This window comes from Spirosoma taeanense, assembly GCF_013127955.1.
GTDB classification, from domain to species: Bacteria; Bacteroidota; Bacteroidia; order Cytophagales; family Spirosomataceae; genus Spirosoma; species Spirosoma taeanense.
Genome location: NZ_CP053435.1, coordinates 2,754,097 through 2,778,402, shown reverse-complemented (window position 1 = coordinate 2,778,402; position 24,306 = coordinate 2,754,097). Strand labels below are relative to the sequence as shown.

The 24,306-nt window shown below is 53.5% G+C and carries 19 protein-coding genes and 1 pseudogene; 6 read left to right on the top strand and 14 right to left on the bottom strand.

What is annotated here, in order from left to right:
- Window positions 1-10 precede the first annotated feature (10 nt).
- From HNV11_RS11705 to HNV11_RS11695, 3 genes are all read right to left on the bottom strand, one after another.
- Entirely contained in the window at window positions 11-181 is a 171-nt protein-coding gene (locus HNV11_RS11705) for a Sec-independent protein translocase subunit TatA/TatB (RefSeq protein ID WP_171739837.1), read from the bottom strand.
- A 244-nt stretch (window positions 182-425) separates the two neighbouring features.
- Window positions 426-1,145 carry a LytR/AlgR family response regulator transcription factor gene (locus tag HNV11_RS11700; RefSeq protein WP_171739836.1) on the bottom strand — a complete coding sequence of 240 codons (720 nt, stop codon included), beginning with the start codon at window positions 1,143-1,145 and terminating at the stop codon, window positions 426-428.
- Window positions 1,142-2,245, bottom strand: coding sequence for a sensor histidine kinase (locus HNV11_RS11695; RefSeq protein ID WP_171739835.1), 1,104 nt, complete (start codon window positions 2,243-2,245; stop codon window positions 1,142-1,144). The genes HNV11_RS11700 and HNV11_RS11695 overlap by 4 nt, the downstream gene beginning before the upstream one ends.
- A 571-nt stretch (window positions 2,246-2,816) precedes the next feature.
- Here HNV11_RS11695 and HNV11_RS11690 point away from each other — a divergent pair.
- The gene (locus tag HNV11_RS11690; RefSeq protein ID WP_171739834.1) at window positions 2,817-3,575 is read left to right on the top strand and encodes a response regulator transcription factor; all 759 of its coding nucleotides are present in this window, start codon (window positions 2,817-2,819) and stop codon (window positions 3,573-3,575) included.
- A gap of 71 nt (window positions 3,576-3,646) precedes the next feature.
- Here HNV11_RS11690 and HNV11_RS11685 read toward each other — a convergent pair whose 3' ends face one another.
- Window positions 3,647-3,973 carry a hypothetical protein gene (locus HNV11_RS11685; RefSeq protein ID WP_171739833.1) on the bottom strand — a complete coding sequence of 109 codons (327 nt, stop codon included), beginning with the start codon at window positions 3,971-3,973 and terminating at the stop codon, window positions 3,647-3,649.
- Between the two features lie 229 nt (window positions 3,974-4,202).
- Between HNV11_RS11685 and HNV11_RS11680 the strand changes: the two genes are divergently transcribed.
- On the top strand, window positions 4,203-7,835 hold the full coding sequence (locus HNV11_RS11680; RefSeq protein WP_171739832.1) for a sensor histidine kinase: 3,633 nt from the start codon (window positions 4,203-4,205) through the stop codon (window positions 7,833-7,835).
- Window positions 7,836-7,880: 45 nt separating this feature from the next.
- The gene (locus HNV11_RS11675; protein ID WP_171739831.1) at window positions 7,881-8,984 is read left to right on the top strand and encodes a hybrid sensor histidine kinase/response regulator; all 1,104 of its coding nucleotides are present in this window, start codon (window positions 7,881-7,883) and stop codon (window positions 8,982-8,984) included.
- 297 nt (window positions 8,985-9,281) lie between these two features.
- On the opposite strand, the gene HNV11_RS11670 is transcribed toward HNV11_RS11675, so the two are convergent.
- The 6 genes from HNV11_RS11670 to HNV11_RS11645 form a co-directional block, all read right to left on the bottom strand.
- Window positions 9,282-10,091 carry a class I SAM-dependent methyltransferase gene (locus HNV11_RS11670; RefSeq protein WP_171739830.1) on the bottom strand — a complete coding sequence of 270 codons (810 nt, stop codon included), beginning with the start codon at window positions 10,089-10,091 and terminating at the stop codon, window positions 9,282-9,284.
- A 146-nt stretch (window positions 10,092-10,237) separates the two neighbouring features.
- Window positions 10,238-10,921 (bottom strand): hypothetical protein, encoded by a 684-nt coding sequence (locus HNV11_RS11665; protein ID WP_317168108.1) that lies wholly within the window; start codon window positions 10,919-10,921, stop codon window positions 10,238-10,240.
- A 23-nt stretch (window positions 10,922-10,944) separates the two neighbouring features.
- Window positions 10,945-13,794 carry a glycoside hydrolase family 2 protein gene (locus HNV11_RS11660; protein ID WP_240163948.1) on the bottom strand — a complete coding sequence of 950 codons (2,850 nt, stop codon included), beginning with the start codon at window positions 13,792-13,794 and terminating at the stop codon, window positions 10,945-10,947.
- Window positions 13,795-13,957: 163 nt separating this feature from the next.
- Entirely contained in the window at window positions 13,958-14,782 is an 825-nt protein-coding gene (locus tag HNV11_RS11655) for an alpha/beta hydrolase (protein ID WP_171739829.1), read from the bottom strand.
- A gap of 31 nt (window positions 14,783-14,813) precedes the next feature.
- The gene (locus tag HNV11_RS11650; protein ID WP_171739828.1) at window positions 14,814-17,108 is read right to left on the bottom strand and encodes a GH92 family glycosyl hydrolase; all 2,295 of its coding nucleotides are present in this window, start codon (window positions 17,106-17,108) and stop codon (window positions 14,814-14,816) included.
- A gap of 6 nt (window positions 17,109-17,114) precedes the next feature.
- Window positions 17,115-18,137 carry a glycoside hydrolase family 43 protein gene (locus HNV11_RS11645; RefSeq protein ID WP_171739827.1) on the bottom strand — a complete coding sequence of 341 codons (1,023 nt, stop codon included), beginning with the start codon at window positions 18,135-18,137 and terminating at the stop codon, window positions 17,115-17,117.
- A gap of 246 nt (window positions 18,138-18,383) precedes the next feature.
- On the opposite strand from HNV11_RS11645, the gene HNV11_RS11640 reads away from it, so the two are divergent.
- Both HNV11_RS11640 and HNV11_RS11635 read left to right on the top strand, forming a co-directional pair.
- The gene (locus HNV11_RS11640; protein WP_171739826.1) at window positions 18,384-18,953 is read left to right on the top strand and encodes a type 1 glutamine amidotransferase domain-containing protein; all 570 of its coding nucleotides are present in this window, start codon (window positions 18,384-18,386) and stop codon (window positions 18,951-18,953) included.
- A gap of 734 nt (window positions 18,954-19,687) precedes the next feature.
- A complete protein-coding gene (locus HNV11_RS11635; RefSeq protein ID WP_171739825.1) occupies window positions 19,688-20,566 on the top strand; it encodes a c-type cytochrome in 879 nt (292 codons plus the stop codon).
- A gap of 59 nt (window positions 20,567-20,625) precedes the next feature.
- On the opposite strand, the gene HNV11_RS11630 is transcribed toward HNV11_RS11635, so the two are convergent.
- A complete protein-coding gene (locus HNV11_RS11630) occupies window positions 20,626-21,480 on the bottom strand; it encodes an N-acetylmuramoyl-L-alanine amidase family protein (RefSeq protein ID WP_317168107.1) in 855 nt (284 codons plus the stop codon).
- 378 nt (window positions 21,481-21,858) lie between these two features.
- The gene (locus HNV11_RS11625; RefSeq protein WP_171739824.1) at window positions 21,859-22,275 is read right to left on the bottom strand and encodes an OsmC family protein; all 417 of its coding nucleotides are present in this window, start codon (window positions 22,273-22,275) and stop codon (window positions 21,859-21,861) included.
- A gap of 160 nt (window positions 22,276-22,435) precedes the next feature.
- Between HNV11_RS11625 and HNV11_RS11620 the strand changes: the two genes are divergently transcribed.
- Window positions 22,436-23,029, top strand: coding sequence for a Crp/Fnr family transcriptional regulator (locus HNV11_RS11620; RefSeq protein WP_171739823.1), 594 nt, complete (start codon window positions 22,436-22,438; stop codon window positions 23,027-23,029).
- 28 nt (window positions 23,030-23,057) lie between these two features.
- Here the strand turns inward: HNV11_RS11620 and HNV11_RS11615 are convergent, their stop codons facing one another.
- Both HNV11_RS11615 and HNV11_RS11610 read right to left on the bottom strand, forming a co-directional pair.
- A complete protein-coding gene (locus HNV11_RS11615; protein WP_171739822.1) occupies window positions 23,058-23,378 on the bottom strand; it encodes a hypothetical protein in 321 nt (106 codons plus the stop codon).
- Between the two features lie 240 nt (window positions 23,379-23,618).
- Window positions 23,619-24,019 (bottom strand): annotated as a pseudogene (locus HNV11_RS11610) (YihY/virulence factor BrkB family protein); the annotation flags it as partial.
- Window positions 24,020-24,306 lie beyond the last annotated feature (287 nt).

The window sequence follows — 24,306 nt, the reverse complement described above, 5'->3', positions numbered from 1 at the left end:
TAACTGGGGGTTAGCGAATCGAGGCTTCGTCGATGGTTGATTGAATATCGTTCGTCGCATCCTTGAATTCGCGGATGCCTTTACCCAGTCCACGCGCTAATTCGGGCAATTTTTTAGCGCCGAAAAACAAGAGAATAAAACAGAGAATCAGCACGATCTCGGAAGTGCCTAAGCCAAACATAGGGGATGATTTTATCGGTTGGTTACTAGCCTTATTTATCTACATAACGCAGTGGACCCGGGGCTCCGTTGCAACCCCTCGCGACTTAGCGGTAAACTGGCTTAATGTGTCGGTTTATGAACTCGATGCGCTTATAAGAACGGATAGCGGTCAGTAATTAGGCCCGGATGACAGCAAAGAGCAGCCGTTTGTTGCCTTTTCCAGATTCGGCAACAAATCCCGTAACTACTTGGGAAGAAATGAATTACGACCGAAAACGCCCCAGCAAGCCCGGCTCGTAGCTGGCGCCAATGGGGATTCCGCGCCCGGCCAGCAGGATGGTCTTGTTGCGGATGCCTTCGATCCGGCTAAAGGGCACGATAAACGACCGATGCACCCGCACAAACGGGCTGTTGGGCGCATCGGCACCCGGCAATTTTTCAAGAATTGACTTCATGGTCATCCGCGCCACAATCGGTCGGTTGCTGGACTCCAGATGAATTTTCAGGTAGTCGTCCAGACCTTCGATGAACAGGATATCGGTTAGAACAACCTTGTAAACGGTATAATCGGCTCGGATAAAGAGATACTCCTCGGCTGATTTGGTGCGCTGCTGCCAGCGGACGTAATCCTGCGCCTTGGTAACGGCCTGCAAAAACCGCTCGAACGTAAAGGGTTTGAGCAGATAGTCCACGGCGTTGAGCGTAAAGCCTTCCACGGCATACTCGGCGTATGCCGTGGTGAAAATCACCATGGGCGGCTGGCTCGCCGACTGACTGATCGCCCGATAAAAATCCGTTCCGGAGATGAACGGCATGTTAATGTCCAGGAACAGCAGGTCGGCGCCTACGTCTGTCAGGTACTGCTGGGCCTCGTCGGTGCGGGTGAATGTTTTTTCCAGATTGATAAACTCCACCTGTTGACAGAAGTGGCTCAGCACCCGCAGCGCGGGCGGTTCGTCGTCTAAAGCGATGGCGCGGATCATGACAGCGTTAGCAAGAGTTCGACCGTGAAACTATCCGGTTCATCCAGGATTCGCAACTCGTGCTGTCCCGGATACAGCAGTTGCAGGCGGGCGTTGGCGTTGGACAGACCGATGCCGCTGCCAACGGCCGTCGAATCGGCCACGCGAACTTTCCGATTGAAGATGTAACCGTAAAGTCGGTTTCCGGTCAGCTCGATACGTATATCGATGCGGGACGGCTCCTGCGGACTGACGCCGTATTTGAAGGCGTTTTCAATAAAGGAAATCAGCAGCAGCGGGGCAATCTGCAAATTACCGGGGTTACCCTCCGTGGTGTATTGAACTGGTACGGTATCCGCCAATCGCAGTTGCTGCAGGGCAATGTAGTGGCCGATGTAGGCCAGTTCATGGCTCAGGGCTACGCGGTTCTGATGGCCTTCGGCAATGACGTACCGCAGAAACGACGAAAGCTGCACAATGGCGTCGGCCGTAGCCGGCGACTGCTCGATAGCCAACGAATAAATGCTGTTGAGCGTATTAAACAGAAAGTGCGGATTAATCTGTGCTTTCAGGTACGACAGTTCGGTATGGAGCCGTGCCCGCTCGGTTTCGCGCCAGCGGTTGTTGATCCGGATGGCCAGCGACAGCAGCAGCCCCGCCAGAAACAGAAAAAACGTCTGGCTGATTTCAGGAGGCAAACCCGGTTGCACCGGTGCGCGATCTGGTCGTGCAGAAGGCCGTTGAGGTAATTGACCGGCGGGCGGCCCGGTTGGTCCGGCCTCCTGAGGTGGCGGTGGTAACTGCATCGGGCGGTTGGTGAACGGAATCCCGTGCCGATTAATCGTAGTGAGTGTTCCCTGCACCAGCAAAAAGCATCCCAATACACACAGCCCGTACAGCACGTATTTCCGCCCGAAGTAGAGTTGGGGAATCAGCCAGAAAAAGTTGACGTAGAAAAACGCGATGGTCAGCAGATAGGACAGCAGATTCCGCTGCTCATGCGGATTGACAGGCAGCTCGGCCAATTTGGAAAACCCGTCTTCAATGAACAGGTATGGCAAGGCCAGAAAAGCCAGACAAGCCAGCAGGTGAATGACAACAAGCGCTGCGTTTCGACTCATAAGCAATCATGAAGTCAGAAAGTTAGCATATCTCCCCCACAGATGTCGGGAATCACGGTAAAGTGGCGTAAACTGCCGGTAAACGACAAAAGCTTCGATCAGCTTAGTAACTGGAAGGCGAAATTCAAGCTGGCTTTCACTCCGTTCTATGAATTTACCGCTTAGTTTTTTTAAGGGAGGGAGCATCCCAACGACGCATGATCTGCACTTTTTTCGTTTGGGCCGAAGTGTATTAAAGTGCCAGGCCAACCACTTCAATGATCTTACATCGTTCTGAACGCTGTCGGGCAGAAAGAGACGACTTATTACAGTCACAGCTACAAAGGGTATAGATATCAATATGCCTATACTCGAAAAAAAATCTACGAGGCTGGTTTTCTTTCTAGATACGTTGCTGGCATGTTGCTGTGTAGTTCTGCACCCTTAAACGAATAAGCAATGTAACCCTGATTCACATTCAGAGACCCAATATATCGTTCATGTATACAAACAAGGCCTTTTAAACCTCCTTTGGGGAAATAGCTTGACAATTAAGCGTATCTTTACAGCTTTGTTAGTATATGGTATAAGTATGGCGAGAGTTTTAGTGGTTGAGGATGATGTGCAGTTACGGGAAAATATTTGTGAACAGCTTGAGCTCAACAACCACCAGGTCCGATCAGCTTCGAATGGCGTTCAGGCCTTTGAGTTACTCCCTGGTTTTTCGCCTAATTTAATTCTGTGCGATATTATGATGCCTCAGATGGACGGGATTACGTTTATCCGGGCCGTTAAGCGTCACATCTGCTATCGCTCTATACCAATCATCTTCCTAACGGCCAAAGTCGCTCAGCAGGATATGATTCAGGGGCTGGAAGAAGGCGCGGTTGATTATCTGTTCAAGCCCTTTCTGCACAAAGAGCTGTTATTGAAGATTAATAACCTTACGAATCTTCGAACGGAGTTTTTACTTCAGCAATCAGCGCAGTCGGCAGTGGGCAATGAAACAGAGATTCAGTTTGTTAAATCATTCACGGAGCAGTTAGAGCGTCATCTGGACGATGCTTCGCTGACCGCCGAATGTATGGCGCAAACAATGAACATGAGTCTTTCGGCCCTGCAGCGCAATCTGAAAAAATACCTTGATAGAAGTTTCAGCGAGATCCTGAGAGACTACCGGCTGCGTCGGGCAACGGCCTTTCTGGTCCGGACGGACCTGAGCCTGCAGCAGATCGCCAGCCGGTGTGGGTTTTCGAGTCTCTCCTATTTTTCGTTCTGTTTCAAAGAAGTTAACGGTCAGTCTCCGCTTCGCTACCGGCAGAAACACCAGCTGAGAGCAAACCCCGATTAATGAAAAAAAGCCTACGGCTTCTGTCAGTCGTAGGCTTGTATCTATCTCACCAGCAAGGAATCAGGCAGTCATTAACTGAGAACCATATTCGCGTACGCATTAAGTCGTTTCATAATTGTTATGTGCTTTCTCAACAGCTCCATCGTCGTGGGTTGCGATTTATCCAGTTCTGTTTGCTCATCCATCTCAGCCAGAAACTGCTCGACCGTTTTCATCAGGAGCCATTGCAGGTTTCGGTATCGGTCAGTGGTTTCTGCCGGCAAACGGAGTGACTGACCCAACAGCGAATCGATCAGATAATAGATATTGTACAGGCTTTCAATCTCATGCTGCCAGGCAAGTAGGCTTACGGGTCTACTGCCGGTCTCAACCGTTGATCTGGTAACAATACTGTTCATCGTGCGTACGGAGAATGGAAAAAAAGAACAACAAAAATTACGAGGGGATCCGGGTGGATCAACGCAAGCAAAACTAATCAAACAATTTTTGTACCAGACTTCTCTTTTTTTAGAATGTTCCTATGGTCATTCATGAAAGTTTCCTGTTTTCTTAGTTTAGAAGGACCGACGTACAGACAATAGGGTGAAAAATACCAGTAAACAACCTGACTCATTCCTTTGCAGACCTGTGAACACCACTAAAGCAGACTCCCTCCAGCAGCAGTCGCAACCCGCAGCCGAAATGCAGCGACTGGAAGCGCTGGCCAGCTACGATATTCTGGATACGTTACCGGAAGAGGAATATGACGACATCACCCAGATCGCTTCCTATATCTGTCAGACGCCTGTTTCGCTGATTACGTTTGTCGACGAGCATCGCCAGTGGTTTAAGTCAGCCCACGGGATTGCAGTCAGAGAAACGCCCCGCCAGTATTCTTTCTGCTCATACGCGATTCAGACTCCGGAGCAGTTACTGGAAATTCAGGATACCCGCCTGGATGAACGCTTTGCGCACTTTCCCTACACCACGCAGGAACCGGGGGTTATATTTTATGCCGGTGTGCCGCTCATTGACGAGGCCGGGCAGGCTTTAGGAACGTTATGCGTCGTTGATCACCAGCCCCGGCGGCTTTCTGAAAAACAGGTAACGACCCTCAAAGCCCTGGCCCGACAGGTCGTTTCGCTCCTGAAGCTGCGTCGAAGTCAGAATCTGCTTAAAAAAGCGAATCAGCAGCTTCACGATAGCAACCATATTCTGCAGGCGGTGGTCAGCAACTGCCCGGCCGGGCTGGTTCTCTTGGACGTACTGCGGGACAGGGAAACCATCACTGATTTCCAGTACGTCTTCACGAATCCGGCCAATTCGGCTATTACGGGTTACAGCGTTGAAGCCATGAACGGAAACAGCCTGAAGGCGTTGTTTCCGAACGTTGTTCGGCAGGGTATGTTTGACCAACTGACAACGGTTGTTCAAACCCGCGAACCGCGTCATTTTCAACCGCAGTTCAACTTACCGACGGGTCCGGTATGGAGTACAATTACCCTGGTTCCGGTTGGGGAGCGGGTGCTGCTGACGATTCAGGATATTACCCCTCTCAAAAAAATTGAGGAGCAGCTACAGGCCCATACCGAAAACCTGGAGCAGATTATTGCGGAGCGAACAACCGAGATGAGCCACCTGCTGGCCATGCAGAAAGCCATTCTGAATCATGCCGGGCAGGCCATCCTCTCGACCGATACCAAAGGCCGGATTCAGACGGTCAATCCGGCGGCTGAACGCCTACTGGGCTATACGGCCGATGAGCTGATCGGAAAAATCAGCACTCGGTTCATGGAGTCAATAGATCCTCCGGAAGCTAAAGGCCCGTTTGTCTCGCATCGCCCCGACCGGCTTAAACTCCGGTTTAGCTTTCATAAGCTGGAGTCGTACTCCCATGGGGATGAATGCAGGCTGCTGACTAAACAGGGACAACGGATGCCTGTTCTGCTCACTACAACGGCCATGCGCGATGAGGCAGGCAACCTCATTGGCTATATTGGCCTGGCTACCGACATTTCACCCCTGAAGAAAGCCGAGGAGGAGCTGATGCAGAAGAACCGCCAGCTGAACGTGTTTTTTAACAGTTCGCTCGACCTGCATTGTATAGCCACGCCAGGCGGTACCATTGTCCGGCTAAACCGGTCCTGGGAAACTATGCTCGGTCTCTCGACCGCTGAGGTACAGGGCAAGTCCCTTTTCACTTATCTTCACCCTAACGATACTGCGTATACGTTAGCTGCGGTTCAGGAAGGCCTCACGCGGGGTTATGTCGATAAGCTGGTCAACCGGATGCGGTCAAAAGACGGTAGCTATCGGCTCATCGAATGGCGGCTGGTTCTGGACGGTAACCTGTTTTATACATCCGCGCGCGATATCACCGAATCCAGATCGGCAGCAGCCCGGCTGCAACGGGTCAATGAACGGCTGCAACTGGCTACTCAGGCGGCTAAACAGGGTATCTGGGAATATGACCTTCATCAGGATACCGTAGTCTGGGATAAGCAGCTCTACCGGGTTTATGGCCTCTCCGAACAAACGACCATCACAAATCTGGCGGATGTTATGAAGCATGTGCACCCGGACGATCGGCAGCAGTTACTGCTAAGATTAGCCGATCTTGAACAGGGGACAGACTATTTTGACTTCCAGCAGCGCATAATCCAGCCCAGTGGTCGTTTCTGCTACATTCAATGCAAGGGCGTAGTGTTGCGGAACGAGACCGGAAAGCCGGCTCGCCTGGTTGGGGTTGTCTGGGACGTAACGGAACAAAAGCAGGCCGAACAGACGCTCCGGAAGCGTAAAGAGCAGTACCGCCAGTTGGTCGATAACCTCAGGGAAGTGGTTTATAAAACCGATTTACAGGGCAACTGGACGTTTCTGAACCTTTACTGGACTGTTCTGACGGGTCTGCCCACGGAGGAATCGCTGGGGCAGCCTTTCCATCGGTTTCTTTCCCGCCGGAATCAGTTGCAGCTGTATCGTCTATTCGAAAACCTGCTGACGACTCCGCACTCGTCGTTCCGCCACACCATCCGGTATCAGCAAAAAAACGGCGATCTGGGCTGGGCTGAAGTGTTCTGTCAGTTGCTGGTCAATGACGAGGGGGCTCCCGTTGGCACCACCGGCACGATAACCGACATCACCGACCGGAAGGAAACGCTGGACGCGCTTCATGAAAGCAATCAGCGGTTTCTTGAATTTGCCGAAAACATCGACGAGGTTATTTTTATCCATTCGGCGAATCCCTTCGAACTACAGTACGTTAATTCTGCCTACGAGCGTATCTGGGGCTTAAGCTGCCAGAGTCTATATGCCGATCAGTCTTCGGCTTTCCAGCGGGTTCTGGAGGAAGACCGACCGGCATCCCGAAAGGCCCTGGTGAGTTATAAAGATGGTGAACCTTCCACGGTTCAGTACCGCATCAGGAAAGCTGATGGTTCGGTTCGTTGGATTAACTCGCGAACCTTTACTCTGAAGAACCAGCACGGCAAACCCCTCCGCTTCATTGGCATTGCCAGTGATATTACCGATCAGAAGGAAAAGGAACTGGTGCTGCAGCAATCCCTGATCCGGGAACAGGAACTGAACAGGATGAAATCGCAGTTTGTTGCCACCGCGTCGCACGAATTCCGAACGCCACTGGCAACCATCCAATCGAGTGTTGACCTGATCCGTCTGTATCTGGAGCGCCCCCCCGAAACGGGGCTTCCGGCAGTCGGGCGACATCTGGATGTCATTGAGCGGGAAATCGCCAATTTCAGTGAACTACTTGCCGATGTGCTGATGCTTGGAAAAATGGACGCCGGGAAGATTCCTTTTTCTCCGCAGCCAGTCGATATGTTAGCCTTAACGAATGAAGTTGTGAGCACGCATTTCAGTGAATGGAAAGACAACCGGCGGGTGAACGTAATTGTCCGGGGAGCCCCGTGTCTGGTCCGTGTGGACCCCAAATTGATCACGCATACGCTGATTAATCTGCTCTCGAACGCGTTTAAATTCTCGTCCACCAATCCTGAACTCTCGATCAGTTTCAATCAGCAGCTCACGATAGCCGTTACCGACCAGGGGATTGGTATCCCCGCCGACGAATTACCGAACTTGTTCAGCAGCTTTTTCCGCGCCCGAAACGCCGTAAATATTCATGGTTCCGGTTTAGGGCTCGTAATTGTCCGCCAGTTCGTGGAACTACACGGGGGGACTATCCACGTAGAAAGTATTGAAAATCAGGGGACGACCGTAACGGTTACGTTGCCTGTTACCTGCGGACCTTCTGTCGTCTAACTAGTTATTGACGATTTTTCGTGACACTTAAATCAGCTCGTTTCGTTGAAACCGCAGTTATTAATCATTGAAGATGAACTACAGATTCGGGAGAATTTAGCCGAACTCCTGACCCTGCAGGGCTTTTCGGTTGAGGCAGCCGCTGATGGGCGGGCAGGCATTATTCAGGCGATGCAGTCGCAACCCGATTTGATCCTGTGCGACGTAATGATGCCTGAACTCGACGGCTACCAGGTTCTGGAAGCCATTCGGACCGATCGCGCTTTACGTACAGTTCCGTTTATTTTTCTGACGGCCAAAGCTGAAGCGATCGATCTGCGCAGAGGTATGTCGCTCGGTGCCGACGATTACCTGTTTAAGCCATTCACCAATGAAGATTTGGTGCAGGCAATTGAAAGCCGGTTGCAGCGCGAGAAAAACCGGGCTTCCGATCTGCAATTTCAGCTGGATAGATATCTGGCGAACCTCGGGCGGGTATCACTGCATGAACACAACACGCCCCTGGCCGGCATTATGGGGCTAATCAATCTGATGAAGGACGGACTTGGCTCGTTCGATAAGGACGAAACCCAGTCCATGCTGGAGATGATGATGGTTTGTAGCCTTCGCCTGAAACGAACGCTGGACAATGAACGGCTAACGAACCAGCTAATCCGGTTAGACAGCCGATCAGCAGCTTATGAGTCATTCTCTACCGGTAGCTCGATGGTGTTCGAGCCATTGGTCCAGCAGATTTATAAGTCTATCCGCAGGGAACATGAACTGAAGCTCAGCGCCCAGATTACGGTAGCAGCCGCCCCTATCCAGATATCCGCCCAGAATCTGACCAAGATTCTGGAAGAGCTGATCGACAACGCGATAAAGTTCTCGGTTCCCCGCTGTGAGATTGAGGTAACAGGCCAACAAACGGAAAAGCAGTATATCCTCACGGTGACCAACTGGGGACGTGAATTTAAGGCCGAAGACATAGCCTATATTGCCCCCTATACGCAGTTCGACCGCCTATATTATGAACAGCAGGGCTCGGGACTAGGCCTGTTTATTGCCAAAAAGCTGGTTGAACTCAACCGGGGCCAGTTAACCATTGCCAGCTCGGCTTCTGGCCCAACGCAGGTTACGGTTCGGCTTCCTCTAACTGTCGAAACATAAGGCTTCAGATTCAATTGATAGCTCATTCGATACGACCGTACTGCCCGCCAGCGACTCGATTCGTCTGATGCGCGAAGGAGCTATGCCATCGTTCAGACAAGCCGCCAGAAAACTGGCTATGGCATCAACCCAGCAAATTGATTACCAGCCTCTGCAAGCCATTACGGCTGCTTCGGGCGACCTGGGCTATACCCCTATGGTAACCCAAAAGCGGGGACAGTCCGGCAGGGGTTTCTGCGCATCTGGCGCAAACGTAACGGCCGCTGGCAACTGGCCCACGAGGTTCTTGCACTCAGGTTATAACGTACGCTGTGCCTCTACGGCGAGGAGATACACCGTCATCGACTCGCCCGCGCTGGCGATCCACTCATCATAGTCGGCGATGGCCCGCAGTCGTTCGTCTTCGGTGAGATAACCGGCCTTTACCAGCTGCGGGCCACGCAGTTCGGCGACCTCGGCCCACAGTCGGCTTGTTACGTTAAAATCCGGATCAGAACGTTGCGCCACCTCCGACTGATCGTCAACTCGTATGGCCTCCAGACCAATTCCGGTCATCAGTTCCTGAAGATGGTCGGCGATGGCGTTATCAAATCCCGCATCCTGCCGCCATTGCAGAAACGCCCGGTAAAACGTCTGCATGGCAGAGGGTGGCTCGGGCGTCCAGCGTATCTTCTCGTGATTGAAGTCGAGGACGGCCAGATACCCGCCCGGTTTTACCAGCTGCTTCATGCGCAACAGCGCTTCGCGTGGACGAGCCAGCCATTGCAGGGTGCGGGCGCAAGTCACCAGATCGAACTGCTCCGTCGTGTCAAAGGCGTAAATGTCGGCCTGCTGAAAAGCCAGTCCGGGCAGGTCGGTGGCCTGCTGACGAGCCTGCGCAATCAGGTCGGCATTGGGGTCAATCCCCAACACGTGGCCCGTTGGCCCGACCAGCCGCGCCATGCTGCGCGTAATGGCACCCGTACCGCATCCCACATCGAGCACCGAAAGACCTGGCCGGAGGTATTTCAGGAGGTTACGGTTCCCATTTTCAACGGTTCTTCGCTCCAGTACAGGATTGCATCCGGTGGGCATTCGGGCGCGCTCCTGCGCAGTCTGATCTGACATTATCGTACGGGTTTATACTTTGAGCATTACGGTCCTGATCAGAGTAAATCATGCCACCGGCCGTCTGAGGCATTCTCAGCTATCCGTAAATATAGCAGGCGAACGGTCTGGCCGACATACCCCCGGCCATTCGCCCGTTATTCAATTTACAGATTGTCTAGTCGATTCAGGGCGGTTTCCAGCACCTTGTCGCGCCCGGCCGCCAGCTCCTGTTTTGTATTACCACCCGAACTGTCGGTGCGATTCGTCATCAGCTTGATCACGCGCGGGTCTTTGGTTGCCGAGTAGTACTGCTTCAGGATTTTTAGCATCACCATCTTGGGCCACCAGTCCTGGCAGTTGTTGCGCTGCATGCCCGCTTCGTGTGGGTAATCGTTTAACGGGCCGAAGTAACCATTAGGCTGCTGGCTGTTAATGGCCCATTCCACCCAGGGTTTGGTTTTGGCAATCAGCGCCTGATCATCCAGCAGATAGGCCAGCGGCAATAGCCCATCAATCCAGTAAGGGCCCCGCTCCCACTGGTCACCATCGCCACCGAGCCAGCCATTCCGTTTGCCCATCACGAGGGGATACAGCTCATCCAGTTGTCCGGTAGCGCCAGTTTTCTGCCGGATCAGCATCTCTTTCAGCCAGCCCTGCGCTTTTATAGCTCCCAGGGGCAGTTCAATATATGGATTCGGCCGCAGCGGGTGGCGATTGTTAACGTAACCGGCAAAGGGCGCGGAGTTTTGACTGGCATTGGGCCTGGGTTGAGCATAGGTGTTGCCCAGAAGACTCAGGGCAAGCAGCGCAGCCAGGCGTAAGCGTGTAACGATCATGGTGAAGGTCATAAAGGCGATGTATTCAGGCTCAATCAGGGCTTCAGCACCAGCAGCACCGTCGGGTCGATGGGGTAGCGGCCAAACTCGGAACCATAGATCGCCAGTCCGCCCGGCAGGCTGTCGTCAACTTCCAGCCGAATCACCAGCTCGCCCGTTAGGGCTGCCTGCTGGAGAGCCTCCGTGGGTAGCGGTACGGTTAGCTTATACCCATACGAGCCAGCCTCGCGGAGTTTACGATCCTGCGGCTGGGCGTGCCACGACAAAATGCCCCGGTGATCGGCGGGATCGTCGGGGAGTTCGTAGCGACCGGCAACCTGCCCGTTGCAGCGCACCGTCACGGCACTCGGGAAGCGCGTCTGGTCGGTCATGGGATAGGCATTCGGGTTCTTGCTCGGGTCGTTGACGCCCTTGCCGAGCATATAATCCGTGTCGGCATCCTTCATCGTTATGCCTTCCCGGTCTTTGGTAAAGAGCTGTTTGGCCGAAGCTTCAACCAGAAACGAAGCCGATTCAACGCCGTTTATCGAAACATCCTTTGGCCAGGTCATCCGGTATTCCACAAAGCCCGACCCGGCCCCATTCACCTTTTTACCCTCCAGTACGTTCCACTGCTTCAGGCTCCACTTGGCGTTTTTGAACTGACTGGCCGGGGTCGTCAGCACGCGGGCTTTTCGGTTGGTGGCCAGCGTAACGGTGGCCGGTACCGGCGCATTCACCACAAACGACATGAAGTTATGGTGCAGCTCCGCGCCCGACGCATCGGTAAGCACCAGCGCCAGTACGGCCACCGCTTTTTCGTTGGGCATGGGCACCCGCAGGGAGTCGAGGTTCTGTTGCAGATAGGGCTTGTACGGCACACTCCGGGTAGCCGACCACCAGGTCTTCGACTGCCCGAGGGCATCCCAGCCGTAAAGTTTAGCGGTGAGCGTCAGGTTCTGACCCAGATCGGTCTGGCCGGTCATAAACGACGCCGTGAGCGGAATGGCGACGGTAGCGCCTGCCGGGGCCGTGCGGGCAATGTCCTGCCCGGTAGAGATATAGAGCGGAGCGTGGAAATCGCGGATGGTCATGCCCGGCACTAGTTCGCCAACGCCCAGTTCCTTCTCCGAGCGGTCATAGCGCCAGTAGCCGTTCCATTCGTTGATGACGTCATGATGTTCGGTATAGAGCCAGCCCGACACCTGCGGATACTGGCGGAACGCGTTGATGGCCCGGTGGTAATCCCAGCTCCAGTCCACATCGCCGGTGCTGCCCTCGTAGCCCCAGACGTTGCCAAACTCAGAGTTGAACATGGGCTGGTTACCCTGTTTATAGCCTTTTTCAAAATGAAACGTCGAGCCGGGGAAGGTTTGCTTTGTCAGCTTGCTCAGATACGCATCCCATTCGTAGCCCGGCAGGTATTCGTGCCAGGAGTTCAGGTCGGTTTCGGTATGGCCCCGTCCGCAGCAGATGGAGTTGTCTTCTACCAGCCGCGAGGGGTCCAGCGATTTGGCCAGTCGGTACACCGACGCTACCCATTTCTGGGTTTCGGGCAGGTAGTTAGCCACATCTTTACCGTCTTTTTTCTGTTTGGTGGTTAGTCCCCAGGTTTCGTTGAACGTAATCCAGGAGAAAATGGCCGGGTGGTTATAATCGCGTTTGATCATCTCGCGCAGGGTGTATTCCGACTCCCGACGTGCCAGCGAATCGGGTTCGCCCCAGCTATTGGGCAGGTCGGCCATGACCAGCACGCCCAGTTGATCGGCCCAGTACAGCTTGCGCGGAATGTCGGCCTTGATATGGGTTCGGATGCCGGTAAGCCCGATTTGACGGGCTTTCAGCACTTCTTCGCGCATGAACGCATCACTGGGGAACGTATAGTACCCCTCCGGATGATACGACTGATCGAGCGTAAGCTGCAGATAGATCGGTTCGTTATTGAGCGCTACGTAAGGAATCTGGGTGCCGGGCAGGTTCACGACCGAGATTTTGCGCATACCCAGGTAGCTTTTTACCCTATCACTGGTTTTGCCGCTGCCACTCAGGGTGGCCTCAACTGGATACAGATACGGGTCGGTTAAGGTCCAGCGACGGGCATTGGGCAGGGCTACGTCAACGCTTACCTGCTGCTGACCTTTCCGGATGGTCTGCTGAGTCTTGACAGCCGAATTGCCCTCTCCTATGTTAAGGGCAAGCCGCAGATCATTCGGGGCTGGACTGGGCAGGTAGGCGGTTACCCGTACTTTATTGGCGTCAATATCGGGCGTAAAATGCAGGGCTTCTATGTAAGCGTCGCCCCGCGTTTCCAGATAGGGTGTCTGCCAGATACCCCGGGCGTTGCCATAGCCCTGCTTGCCGTAGAGCGTAAACTGCCGCCGTTTGTCATCCACCCGCACGACGAGCCGCTGCGCCTGTCCGGGTTTCAGATGGGGCGTGAGCTCGAATGAAAAGGGCGTGTAACCGCCCTCGTGTCTGCCCAGTTCCTGACCGTCGAGCCAGACAGTCGTCAGCCAGTCGCTGGCGCCGATAGTCAGAAAGACGCGCTGCCCCCGCCAGTCGGCCGGTACGCTGATCGAACGCTGATACCAGCCGATATCGGCCTGATCTTTTACGCCCGACAGGGGTGCTCCCCACGGAAATGGTACGTGGATGGTGAGGGGAAACGTCTGGGTACCCGTGAACCAGTGTTCGCGCAGGCCCACATCCGCTGAGTCGAAGCGAAAGGCCCAGTCGCCGTTCAGGTTCAGCCAGTTCGTCCGTTCAAAATCCGGCCGGGGGTGCTCGGGCAGGGGTATGGTCGCCGTCGCCGGGGTTTGCGCCATGGCGGCATGCATCAGCCCGCTGAGGGTTACCAACAGATATAAAAACCGGCGCAAGGCTAGTTGCTTTATCGAGACGTGCATAGGAATGTCGGTTCGGCGTTTCTTCCGTTTACGGGTAAAAGATCCGAGCTGCCATTTTCTATTTACTCCGGCCGGCAAGTTTCAGCCAATGATCCCTATTAATAAGACAGGCGGACAGGATAAGTATCCTGTCCGCCTGTTACCTGCTAATCAAGCCGAATGCTTATTTTTCTTCGGGGAAGCCTTTGCGAAAGAACAGCAGTTGGTATTCGATATTACCCCGCCAGTAGTCCCAGGTGTGGGCGCCAGGTCGTTCGATATAGTCGTGGGCGATGGCCCGCTGGAGGAGTTTCTGGTGCAGATTCCGGTTTACTTCGTAGAAAAAGTCAGCCGTACCGCATTCGACCATCAGCCGCAAATCACCGTTCTGCAGCGAATCAATGACGTTGATAACCGAGTGGGTGTCCCAGTTGCTCTGGTTGGTCGCTTCTTCGCCCAGCAGGTTTTTCAGGTCCCAGTTGTTCGGGAACGGCCGGAGGTCTACCCCACCACTCAGACTACCCGCCTGCCCAAACAAATCCCGGTGCCGCACAGCCAGATACAGCGCTCCGTGTCCGCCCATCGATAAACCCGTAATGGCCCGGTGCTGCCGGTCGGCCTGCGTGCGGTAGTTTGCATCCATATAGGGCAGCAGTTCGCCCGTCACGAAGGTCTCGAAGCGTTTCGCCGGATTAACCGGACTGTCGAGGTACCAGCTATTCTGCCCATCGGGACAGGCAATAATCACCCCGTAGCGGTCGGCATAGCTTGTCAGCTCGGGCGCTTTGCGAATCCAGTCGCTATGATTGCCGCTGTAGCCATGCAGCAGATACACCACCGGAAACCGCTCACTGGCGGCCGTGCTGTATCGATCCGGCGTGATGACCACGCACTTGATCGCTTTGTGCATGGCCTTACTCTCGACCTGAATGGTATCGACCCGCCCCGCCCGAACCGAAAGATTGATGAGCAGAAAACAGGCAATTGAAAGAAGAAAGCGTTTATTCATGAGTTAGAATCTATTCTAAAACGAAAGGGAATCAGGGCTTCTGGGCTGAAAACGAATACGGGAAATCGGCCGGCTGCGTCCCCCGCCCTTGATTGGGAGTTGCCGCCATGTCGAACGTAAGGGTAGCGCCCTGCATCAGCGCCTGATGACTGAGCCAGTTCTTACTGCTTGCTTTACCGTTCACTTTCAGGGCTTTGACGTACCGGTTCTGCTCACTGTTGTCCGGCGCATTGATTACGATCTGCCTGCCGTTTTCCAGTTGCAGAGTCATCTTCTTGAACAGGGGCGCGCCTAGCACGTACTGATCCGTAGCGGGACAGACCGGGTAGAAGCCCATTGCCGAAAAAACGTACCAGGCCGAGGTCTGCCCGTTGTCCTCGTCGCCACAGTACCCGTCGGGGGTGGGCAGATATAGGCGGTTCATCACCTCACGTACCCAGTACTGCGTTTTCCAGGGTTCGCCCGCGTAGTTATAGAGGTAAATCATGTGCTGAATCGGCTGGTTGCCGTGGGCATACTGGCCCATGTTGGCAATCTGCATCTCCCGAATTTCGTGTATAACGCTGCCGTAATAGCTTTCGTCATAAACCGGGGGCAACGTAAAGACCGAATCCAGCTTGGCAACAAACTTCTTCGAGCCGCCCATCAGGTCCATCAGTCCCTGCACATCGTGAAAGACCGACCAGGTGTAGTGCCAGCTATTCCCTTCGGTGAAAGCATCACCCCACTTGAAGGGGTTGAAGGGCGACTGGAACGAACCGTCTTTGTTGCGGCCCCGCATTAGCCCTGTTTTCGGGTCGAACAGATTCCGGTAGTTCTGGCAGCGTTTGGCGAACAGGTCGATCTCGGCCTGCGGACGTTTCAGAGCTTTGGCTAACTGATAAATTGCAAAGTCGTCGTAGGCGTATTCGAGCGTTCGGGCGGCATTTTCGTTGATCTTTACGTCATAGGGTACGTACCCAAGCTGGTTGTAATAGCTTACGCCCCGGCGGCCAACGGCATCCATCGGGCCTTCGTGCTGCGTATTTTTAAGCACGGCTTCGTAGAGTACGTTGATGTCATAATTACGTCGGCCTTTCAGATAGGCATCCGCCACAATCGACGCCGAATTGGAGCCGATCATCGTGTTCCGCAGACCCGGACTCGCCCATTCGGGCAGCCAGCCGCCTTCCTTGTAGGCATTCGCCAGTCCTTCCTGGATGTGCTCGTTCAGCGACGGATACAGCAGGTTCAGAAACGGAAACTGCGACCGAAAGGTATCCCAGAAGCCGGTGTCGGTGAACATGTAGCCGGGCAGGACCTTGCCATTATAGGGACTGTAATGCACCACTTTACCGCCCTCGTCCAGCTCATAGAATTTACGTGGAAACAGCAGCGACCGATAGAGACACGAATAAAACGTCCGGGTCTGTTCGACCGTACCGCCCTCCACCTGAATCCGGTTCAGCTCCCGGTCCCAGGCCGTCTTCGCCTTTTCTTTGACCGTCTCGAAACTATCGGCGCCGATTTCGTTCAGGTTACGCTCGGCCTGTTCGATGCTGATGAACGATGAAGCCACCCGAACATGGACAGGTTCACCTTTACGGGTTTTGAAACCCACCACCGCCCCGGCATGGTCGGCCTGTAGTTCCAGCCGACTGCTCACCCACTGGCCGTTCTGCCAGATGGCCTGACGGTCAAAGGGTTTGTCGAAGACCAGCACAAAGTAATTCTTGAAATTGGCGGGTACGCCCCCGCTGTTGCGGGTTGTGTAGCCAATCACTTTACGCTCGCCGGGAATGATCCGCACATACGAGCCCTTATCCAGCGCATCAATAACCACCTGGGCGCTGTCGGTGTCGGGGAACGTAAAGCGGAACGACGCGGCCCGTTCCGTTGGAGCAATTTCGGTCGTTACGTCATGATCGGCCAGGTAAACGCTGTAGTAATAGGGTTTAGCAACCTCGGCTTTGTGCGAATACCAGCTGGCCCGTTTGTCTTCTTCAAAATAAGGCTTTCCCGTCAGGGGCATGATCGAAAACTGCCCGTAATCGTTCATCCAGGGCGACGGCTGGTGCGTCTGTTTGAACCCCCGGATTCTATCGGCCGCGTAGGTATAGGCCCAGCCGTCGCCCATTCGACCGGTCTGTGGCATCCAGAAATTCATGCCCCAGGGCAGCGCAATGGCCGGATACGTATTGCCATTGGAAAGCGACGGTTTAGAGTCGGTTCCCATTAGTGGGTTGACCGATTCAACCCGGTTGAGGGAGGTCTGAGCGGGTTTAAGCTGACGGCAGGCGGTTGTCAGTCCGGCTAACAGAGCCAGCAGAATATACGTAGTTCGCATCAGGACTCAGTTAATCAAGTGTGGGGTTACGCCTTCCGCCGTGATCTGAACGGGCTTGATCGTGCCGTCCGGATTGAAGTGAAGGTGATCGATGCACGTTACGCGATGATTGGCGGCCGTTTCCCCCAACGGGCGACGGTGATAGACGATATAGTACGTATCGGTATTGGGCAGGTGAATGACGGAGTGGTGGCCGGCACCGGTCGCGACGGCGGGGTCCTGCTGCAGAATTTTCCCTTCGCGTTTAAACGGCCCAAAGGGCGAATCGGACACGGCGTAAGCCACGGAATAATCCGGCCCCGTCCAGCCCCCTTCCGACCACATGAAGTAATACTTGCCGTTGCGCTTGAGCATGCAGGGTCCTTCGACGTATTTGTCGGGCGTAATCTCCTTGTACGTTGTTCCATCGGCGAAGGGCACCAGACTCAGCAGGTCTTTACTTAGTTTCGTTACGTTGCAGTGCCGCCAGCCGCCGTAGTACAGATACGCCTGCCCGTCGTCATCGACGTAAACATGCGGGTCAATCGGCTGGGCACCGTTCTGGAATTTATCAATCAAGGGTTTGCCCAGCGCGTCCTGGAACGGGCCGGATGGTTTGTCGGATACCGCCACGCCAATCCCGCCGTATTCCTGATTATTCTGGATATCGTTGGCCGCGAAAAAGAGGTAGTACTTGCCGTTGGCATACACGGGCGAGGGCGCCCAGACCGCCCGTTTCGCCCATTTTACCGTTTGGGTGTCCAGAATCCGGCTGTGTTTGGTCCAGTGAACCAGGTCGGGCGAGGAGAACGCGTCGAAAAACGTCTGCTCGTCGTAGGGAGCCGAATAGGTCGGGTAAATCCAGTACGTTTTGCCGAAGATGACGCCCTCCGGATCGGCATACCAGCCGTCTACAATGGGGTTTTTACTGATGAAGCGCGTCTGCGTTAGCTGGCGGTTAATCGGTTGGGGCTCGTTGACCAGATTAACACCCGGCAGGGAAAGCAACAGCGCCCCTAAAACGAAGCCGCTGGACAGAACTAATTTCATTTCGTTATTCGCTACGTTCAATCAATACGCCAAAGCTACTGAATCCGGTTTAATTACGGGCCGATATCCCTCCTATCGGACGTTGAAACGAGCCGTTCAAACGGGCATCTTCCGGCACACTTATCGGCCTGATCTTCATCAAATAAAGAACAGCGTCTTTAGTCAACCAGGTTACAGACAACGGGTACTTTCAAAACTTTTTCAAAAAACAGAAGTTGAAATTTCAGAATCTAATGACTCAACAGCATGGAAAATCAAAAGAAGCTGCAAGGCAAGAAAGTAGCCGCCCTGATGACGGAAGGCTTTGAGGAAGTCGAATATACCGAACCGAGAAAAGCCCTTGAAGAAGCCGGAGCAACCGTGCAGCTTATTGCGCCGAAAGGTGGTGAGGTAAAAGCCTGGAATGAAACGGATTGGGGCGACAGTTACCCTGTCGATCTGCCGCTGGATGGAGCCGACCCGAGCCAGTACGACGCGTTGCTGCTGCCGGGCGGGGTCATGAATCCCGACAAACTCCGGATGGAGCCTAAAGCCGTGCAGTTCGTCAAGCATTTTTTTGAACAGAAAAAACCTGTTGCCGCCATCTGTCACGCACCTATGATGCTCATTGAAGCTGACGTAGTGCGGAACCGCAAATTGACATCGTACCCCTCGCTGCAAACCGATCTGCGTAACGCGGGTGCGAACTGGGTCGATCAGGAAGTGGTGGTTGATATGGGTCTGGTTACCAGCCGTAAACCCGATGATATTCCGGCCTTCAATCGGAAAATGATTGAAGAAATCGGAGAAGGTATTCATAATCGCCAGCACGCCTGAGCGCGCTGGATTTTAGCCGGATAGATACCCGGTCTGAGTCGTCTGAGCCAATTCGCTTCGGACGACTCTTTGTTTATAGGGATGCTTACACGGCACTCCGCTTTTTCTTCTTTTTCTTCCTGTGCTTTTTCTGTTTGGTATGGCGCGCTTCCCACCACAGCGCAAACACACTGAGCCCTACTACACCGGCGGTTATACTGATTATGACATAAGTACCCATGGTAACACTCCTCCTGCAGCTACTAACGTTTGTTCCCTACAATAAAGTTACACGCTATTGAGACAATGGCCCGGCTAATCCATTCGGGCCCTACTACATCTGAACGACGGCCGCTTAACGCCTGCGAGTTCCTTACTCCCATGCACTTTACAATTCAACGGGATTTCTGCGGTTTCATGCATATAGCTTAACAGTTGATTCTTCACTCCTCATTCAGAACGGGTTCGTAGTGGCAATTTTGGGCATCAGGTTATGAAAAACCTGTGTCCATACAGATGCTAATCAGACACTGCCTGCTGCCCGCTATTCTTTGCTCCCACTTTTTCATCGGTGCCTTTTAGGCCTACAGTCTGTCGGTACAGACGGCTGATGCCGCTACCGCCGATGGGAGGATTTCTCCATCGGCTCAGTAACCGAGCGGCTGGCTGCTAACCAGTGTACCCCAACCAACCGATCGTCCACGCAACGGGTACCCGCTCACCATTCACAAACTCTTTGGTAACTAAACGAAACCATGTTCCGAAACATCCTTAAATGGACCAGCATTGTGCTGGGCTCCGTGATCGTCTTACTGCTCATTGCGTATTTTGCGATCTCAACAAACATCACCAGCCGCACCGAAAAAACGTACTCGTTTGCGAAAGAAAACCTGTCGATTCCGACCGATACAGCGACCCTAAACCGGGGGCAACACCTGGTGGCCATTAAAGGCTGTACCGACTGCCACGGCACAAATCTGGCCGGTAAAGTCATGATGGACGATGCTCCGCTGGGTCGGTTGGTATCCCGCAACCTGACGAAAGGCCGAGGTGGTTTGCCCATTGATTACACCACTACCGATTGGGTGATGGCCCTGCGGCATGGCGTAAGCCGGTCGGGACAGCCGCTGTTGTTCATGCCCTCGCACGAAACGACGCTGCTTTCTAAACCCGATATGGCCGCGATTATCGCCTATTGCCAGCAATTGCCGCCGGTCAATAATCAGTTGCCCGGCAACAAGCTTGGGCCGGTGGTCCGTCTGATGACGTATCTGGATAAGATGCCGCTTTTGTCGGTCGAAAAGATTGATCATGCCAAACCGATGGTGGCCATGGCCGACACCATTGAAGGTATTGCGCAGGGAAAATATTTGACCGTGTCGTGCAGTGGTTGTCACCGGCCCGACCTGAAAGGGGGCGACCCGGTAGCGCCCGGTTTCCCGCCCCTGCCGAACATCACCAGCAGCGGCAACGTGGGCAAGTGGACACAAGCCCAGTTTATTCAGACGCTGCGCACCGGAAAAACGCCTGGCGGGCATCAGATGAGCAACGATAATATGCCCTGGAAAATGACGGCCCAGTACGACACCAAAGAACTGGCGTCAATTTATCAGTACGTCCGGTCGATTCGTTAAGGAAAGTCGGTTGTATGAGTTGACTGATCAGGCGCTGTAAAGAACTTATTTCAGGTGTACTACCGGTAATCGTCAAGAATCCCCTGCGCCAGCCAGCTGGCCAGCGCCTGCCGGTTAGAGGCCGGCAGAAACCGCCGTTGGTCCTGCCGGTTCTGGATGTTCCCTAATTCGATGAACACCGTGGGCGGATGGCTGTTCCGGACGACGTACAGACTACTACGAGTCGAGACGCTGCCCAGATACGGCCGCCCCGGCTGGTAACGCCGGTAATTCGTCCGGAAGCGCCGGTGGATATGCTCGGCCAGCCGTTTACCAACCGCGCTACGCTCATGGTGATAGAAGAAAACGTCGATGGTCTGCCCCCGGCTGCGGCTGTCAACATGAATGGTAATAAACCGCTGGTAAGCGCCCTTATGACGGGCGTAGAGCCGGTTAACTGCCGTGGTGGTCTGCCGGAGCCGGGCGGTCTGGTTCAAAGGAATACGCTGGTTGGGGTAAGCAACTTCGTCCTGATCCAGCTTCAACACAGCGTCATTGCGAATGCCGTCGTTGGGGTCCTGCACCATCATATATACTGTGGCTCCTTGTTGTTTCAGAATCTGCGACAGCCGGATGGTTACGTCATAGGCATACTCGTCTTCGGGCAGGAGGAATCGACCAAACCGGCCAATTGCGCCGGGGTCGGGACCGCCGTGCCCCGACGCCAGGTAAAATATGGTTCCGCTGAGCGGCTTTCGGGAGACTAGTTTACGGGTAGACGAACGCGTTCGTTGAGAGCTTTTGGTTTTTCCAGCTTTTTTTATCGGTTTCGGCCGGGCTTTTGTAGCCGTCCGTTTCCGAACTTGCGCCTGTTTGGCGCGGCTCGTTCGGACTCGTCGCTGATCCGGTTGCTGAATCGTTGACTGCGGTCGCAACGCAGACCCGGTAAATACCGGTTGTCTGATTACCAGACCCGCAACGAAACCTGAATGGATGGCTGAAGAAGAATTACCGGAATTCCAGAAGAACGTAACGAAAAGCAAGAATACTAAAAGCGTCTGCAAAATGCTGGCGGGCTTCGTGAAGTTAGGGCATTCCAGGGTTTCTGGATCACAACTTATCCAAACCCACGAACGCTCAATACCCAAAATGGATGCACAAAAGTACCGGCTTCAGCATGGGGCGCCAAACCGATAGCTAAGCTCCTGGCGAGGTTACGTAATTTCTTGGGATAACTTCTGCTGCGGTTGATTTCATTACAAGCGGGCCCGTGCACATCACGGGCCCGCTTGTTTTGGATTGAAAAAGCCTGCTTACGCTAAGGTAGCCTCAACGCTGATGCTGGTATTCAACAGCTTCGAAATGGGGCAATTGTGTTCGGCATGATCAACCAACTCATCGAACTTGGCCTTATCCAAACCCGGTACGCTGGCGTTAAGCGTTAGTTTTGAACTGGTGATACCGCTATCTTCCAGCGTGACAGCACACTGAACATCCAGTGAATCGGCCGCGAAACCCGCATTCTGAATATTAAAGGCCAGTTGCATGGCAAAACAGCCCGCATGGGCAGCTGCAACAAGCTCTTCTGGATTAGTACCGACGCCATTTTCGAACCGGGTGTTGAACGAATATTGAGTGTTGTTCAGGACTGTGCTGGCCGAGGTTAACGTGCCTTTACCATCTTTGCCAGTTCCTGCCCAGTGGGCCGACGATTTACGGGTGATTTTCATACTCTATGAATTAGATTTGTTAGCGATTTGGTTTATGATAGGCCAAAAGTACAGGGAGCGTCGCTGGCAATTTTTCACTTATGTTAAAAAGTGACAGAATGGCCTCCAGACCTGGCTTCGGGTCAAGCCCCCCGCTGAACGACTGATAACCCACTGGCGAATGATTTCTGCAAAGCATCTTATCTTACAGCATCAACTAAAACAGTTTGCGCAGCTGTCCGAAGCCGATATGCTGATGGCAAATAAATACTGGCGTTTCCGGACGATGGGCCGGCACGAATTTTTCAACTTCAGCAACTCTATCTGTCGGCATGTTGGCTTTGTTCTGAAAGGGTTATTCCGGGTTTATTACGTCGATCCCAACACTGAATTGGAACATAACCTGTACTTCATCGCCGAAAATACGTTTTTAACCTCGTTGAAAAGTTTACTGACCCGAACGACCTGCCCTTACCTTATCGAAGCCCTGGAAGATGCCGAACTGCTGGTTATTGAGCATGAACACCTGCAACAGCTGTATGCACAATCCCACGGCTGGGAGCGGTTCGGCCGGATTCTGGCCGAACAGTATTTCCTGTTCAATCAGACCCGGTCTGAGAGCCTACTGACGCAGACCGCCGAAGAACGTTACGTCGCCCTGATCGAAAACCAGCCCGATATTCTCAATCGCGTTTCGCTAGGCCACATCGCGTCGTACCTGGGTATCAAAGGCCCTTCGCTCAGCCGGATCAGAGCGCAGCTGACCCATAAATAAATCCGGGTCTGAATTCCGGATAGCGAGGCTAGTACCCTTCGTCGGATACCAGATAATACCCCTCTGAATGGGTTGACTGGTCTTCATTTTTGAATGTAACCGTTAGCCACTCAATATGCACGTAATCGTTGAACGGAGCACTGTGGGTATCCACTACTTCCCGTTGGTGAGCCGCTGCCCGGTATTGGACAAAATTCATTGCTTCTTCTCTGGACGGGAAGCTCCCCAACAAATCGCCCATGTCGAGCGCGGGTTCCTGTTCGGGCAGTTCGCCCTGTAAATTGGAAACGGGTAAGTCAGGCGCTCCGGCTGCCTCCGCCGGCTGAGCGGCATACAGTTCTATAATCATCCGAAAAATTGGTTTACTCAGACACATAACTCCTCAATCACCCGTTTTGATAGCGCCTACGGCGTTTCAACCGGTTAAAAGGCCGCTCACTAGTAAGCAGAGAGCATGTATTCCGGCCGGAACCGCTGATTCAGGTCTATCTGAAGCGTAATTAAACAAAGAGGTTAACTTTCTGATCGCACCGGCATCCTGGCCGTGTCAAAAATGATACCAGCAAGTCCTAAGACAAACAAGGTGTATTAGCAGTTTGAGCCACCCTTTCTCGGGTTTGGCTTTAACACGCCAGATCAGATTGACCGAGTCCTGAATTTTAACGAAGAGGCTGGTGGCTCCCAGCAGTAAGGTAACAATGCCCAGAATCAAAACGGTGTTGGTCTGACCCGACAGCTCTACCTTTTTGATTATGTCCTGAATCTGCGCAGCGGCCTCATTACCCACCAATCCGTTAGCTGGCCAAAGATCTGACCACGAATAGCTTCCTGGCCTAGAAAGATACTTGCCAGCGACATGATTAATACCAGCAGTGGAGCCAGTGAGAACATTGTGTAATAAGCCAGGGCTTCGCTCAGCTTAAGACAGCGATCATCGAGAAAACCGCCCAAAGTTGGCGCTATAGGGTAACGGTTCTGAAGTGGTCGCATGAGCTGTTATGGCTTTGATTCTATAATCGTTTCTGTCCGTGCACTGTTTCGTTATCTGGTTTTCACGTGTAATAGGGTCGAACAAGGATAGAATTAGCGGATTACTCAATACGCCTGATCATCGGGAGTTTTTATGAGATTTTAAGAACGTATCGGGAATTGTAAAAAGGGCAACACCGAACGGTTGTGGATCGACCCTGATACAAAGTAATGACTACTCCGGCGTCCCGGCGTCCCATTGAACGTTCTGACCGACGCTCAATGGGACGCAATTTCTTAATACATCA

What these genes read in the sequence shown, in the direction of transcription:
- HNV11_RS11640 (WP_171739826.1), top strand. Translation starts at nt 18,384, where the DNA reads ATGGAAAATCAAAAGAAGCTGCAAGGCAAGAAAGTAGCCGCCCTGATG.
- HNV11_RS11660 (WP_240163948.1), bottom strand. Translation starts at nt 13,794, where the DNA reads ATGCACGTCTCGATAAAGCAACTAGCCTTGCGCCGGTTTTTATATCTG.
- HNV11_RS11695 (WP_171739835.1), bottom strand. Translation starts at nt 2,245, where the DNA reads ATGAGTCGAAACGCAGCGCTTGTTGTCATTCACCTGCTGGCTTGTCTG.
- HNV11_RS11670 (WP_171739830.1), bottom strand. Translation starts at nt 10,091, where the DNA reads ATGTCAGATCAGACTGCGCAGGAGCGCGCCCGAATGCCCACCGGATGC.
- HNV11_RS11635 (WP_171739825.1), top strand. Translation starts at nt 19,688, where the DNA reads ATGTTCCGAAACATCCTTAAATGGACCAGCATTGTGCTGGGCTCCGTG.
- HNV11_RS11650 (WP_171739828.1), bottom strand. Translation starts at nt 17,108, where the DNA reads ATGCGAACTACGTATATTCTGCTGGCTCTGTTAGCCGGACTGACAACC.
- HNV11_RS11665 (WP_317168108.1), bottom strand. Translation starts at nt 10,921, where the DNA reads ATGACCTTCACCATGATCGTTACACGCTTACGCCTGGCTGCGCTGCTT.
- HNV11_RS11690 (WP_171739834.1), top strand. Translation starts at nt 2,817, where the DNA reads ATGGCGAGAGTTTTAGTGGTTGAGGATGATGTGCAGTTACGGGAAAAT.
- HNV11_RS11625 (WP_171739824.1), bottom strand. Translation starts at nt 22,275, where the DNA reads ATGAAAATCACCCGTAAATCGTCGGCCCACTGGGCAGGAACTGGCAAA.
- HNV11_RS11615 (WP_171739822.1), bottom strand. Translation starts at nt 23,378, where the DNA reads ATGATTATAGAACTGTATGCCGCTCAGCCGGCGGAGGCAGCCGGAGCG.
- HNV11_RS11655 (WP_171739829.1), bottom strand. Translation starts at nt 14,782, where the DNA reads ATGAATAAACGCTTTCTTCTTTCAATTGCCTGTTTTCTGCTCATCAAT.
- HNV11_RS11705 (WP_171739837.1), bottom strand. Translation starts at nt 181, where the DNA reads ATGTTTGGCTTAGGCACTTCCGAGATCGTGCTGATTCTCTGTTTTATT.
- HNV11_RS11700 (WP_171739836.1), bottom strand. Translation starts at nt 1,145, where the DNA reads ATGATCCGCGCCATCGCTTTAGACGACGAACCGCCCGCGCTGCGGGTG.
- HNV11_RS11620 (WP_171739823.1), top strand. Translation starts at nt 22,436, where the DNA reads ATGATTTCTGCAAAGCATCTTATCTTACAGCATCAACTAAAACAGTTT.
- HNV11_RS11645 (WP_171739827.1), bottom strand. Translation starts at nt 18,137, where the DNA reads ATGAAATTAGTTCTGTCCAGCGGCTTCGTTTTAGGGGCGCTGTTGCTT.
- HNV11_RS11685 (WP_171739833.1), bottom strand. Translation starts at nt 3,973, where the DNA reads ATGAACAGTATTGTTACCAGATCAACGGTTGAGACCGGCAGTAGACCC.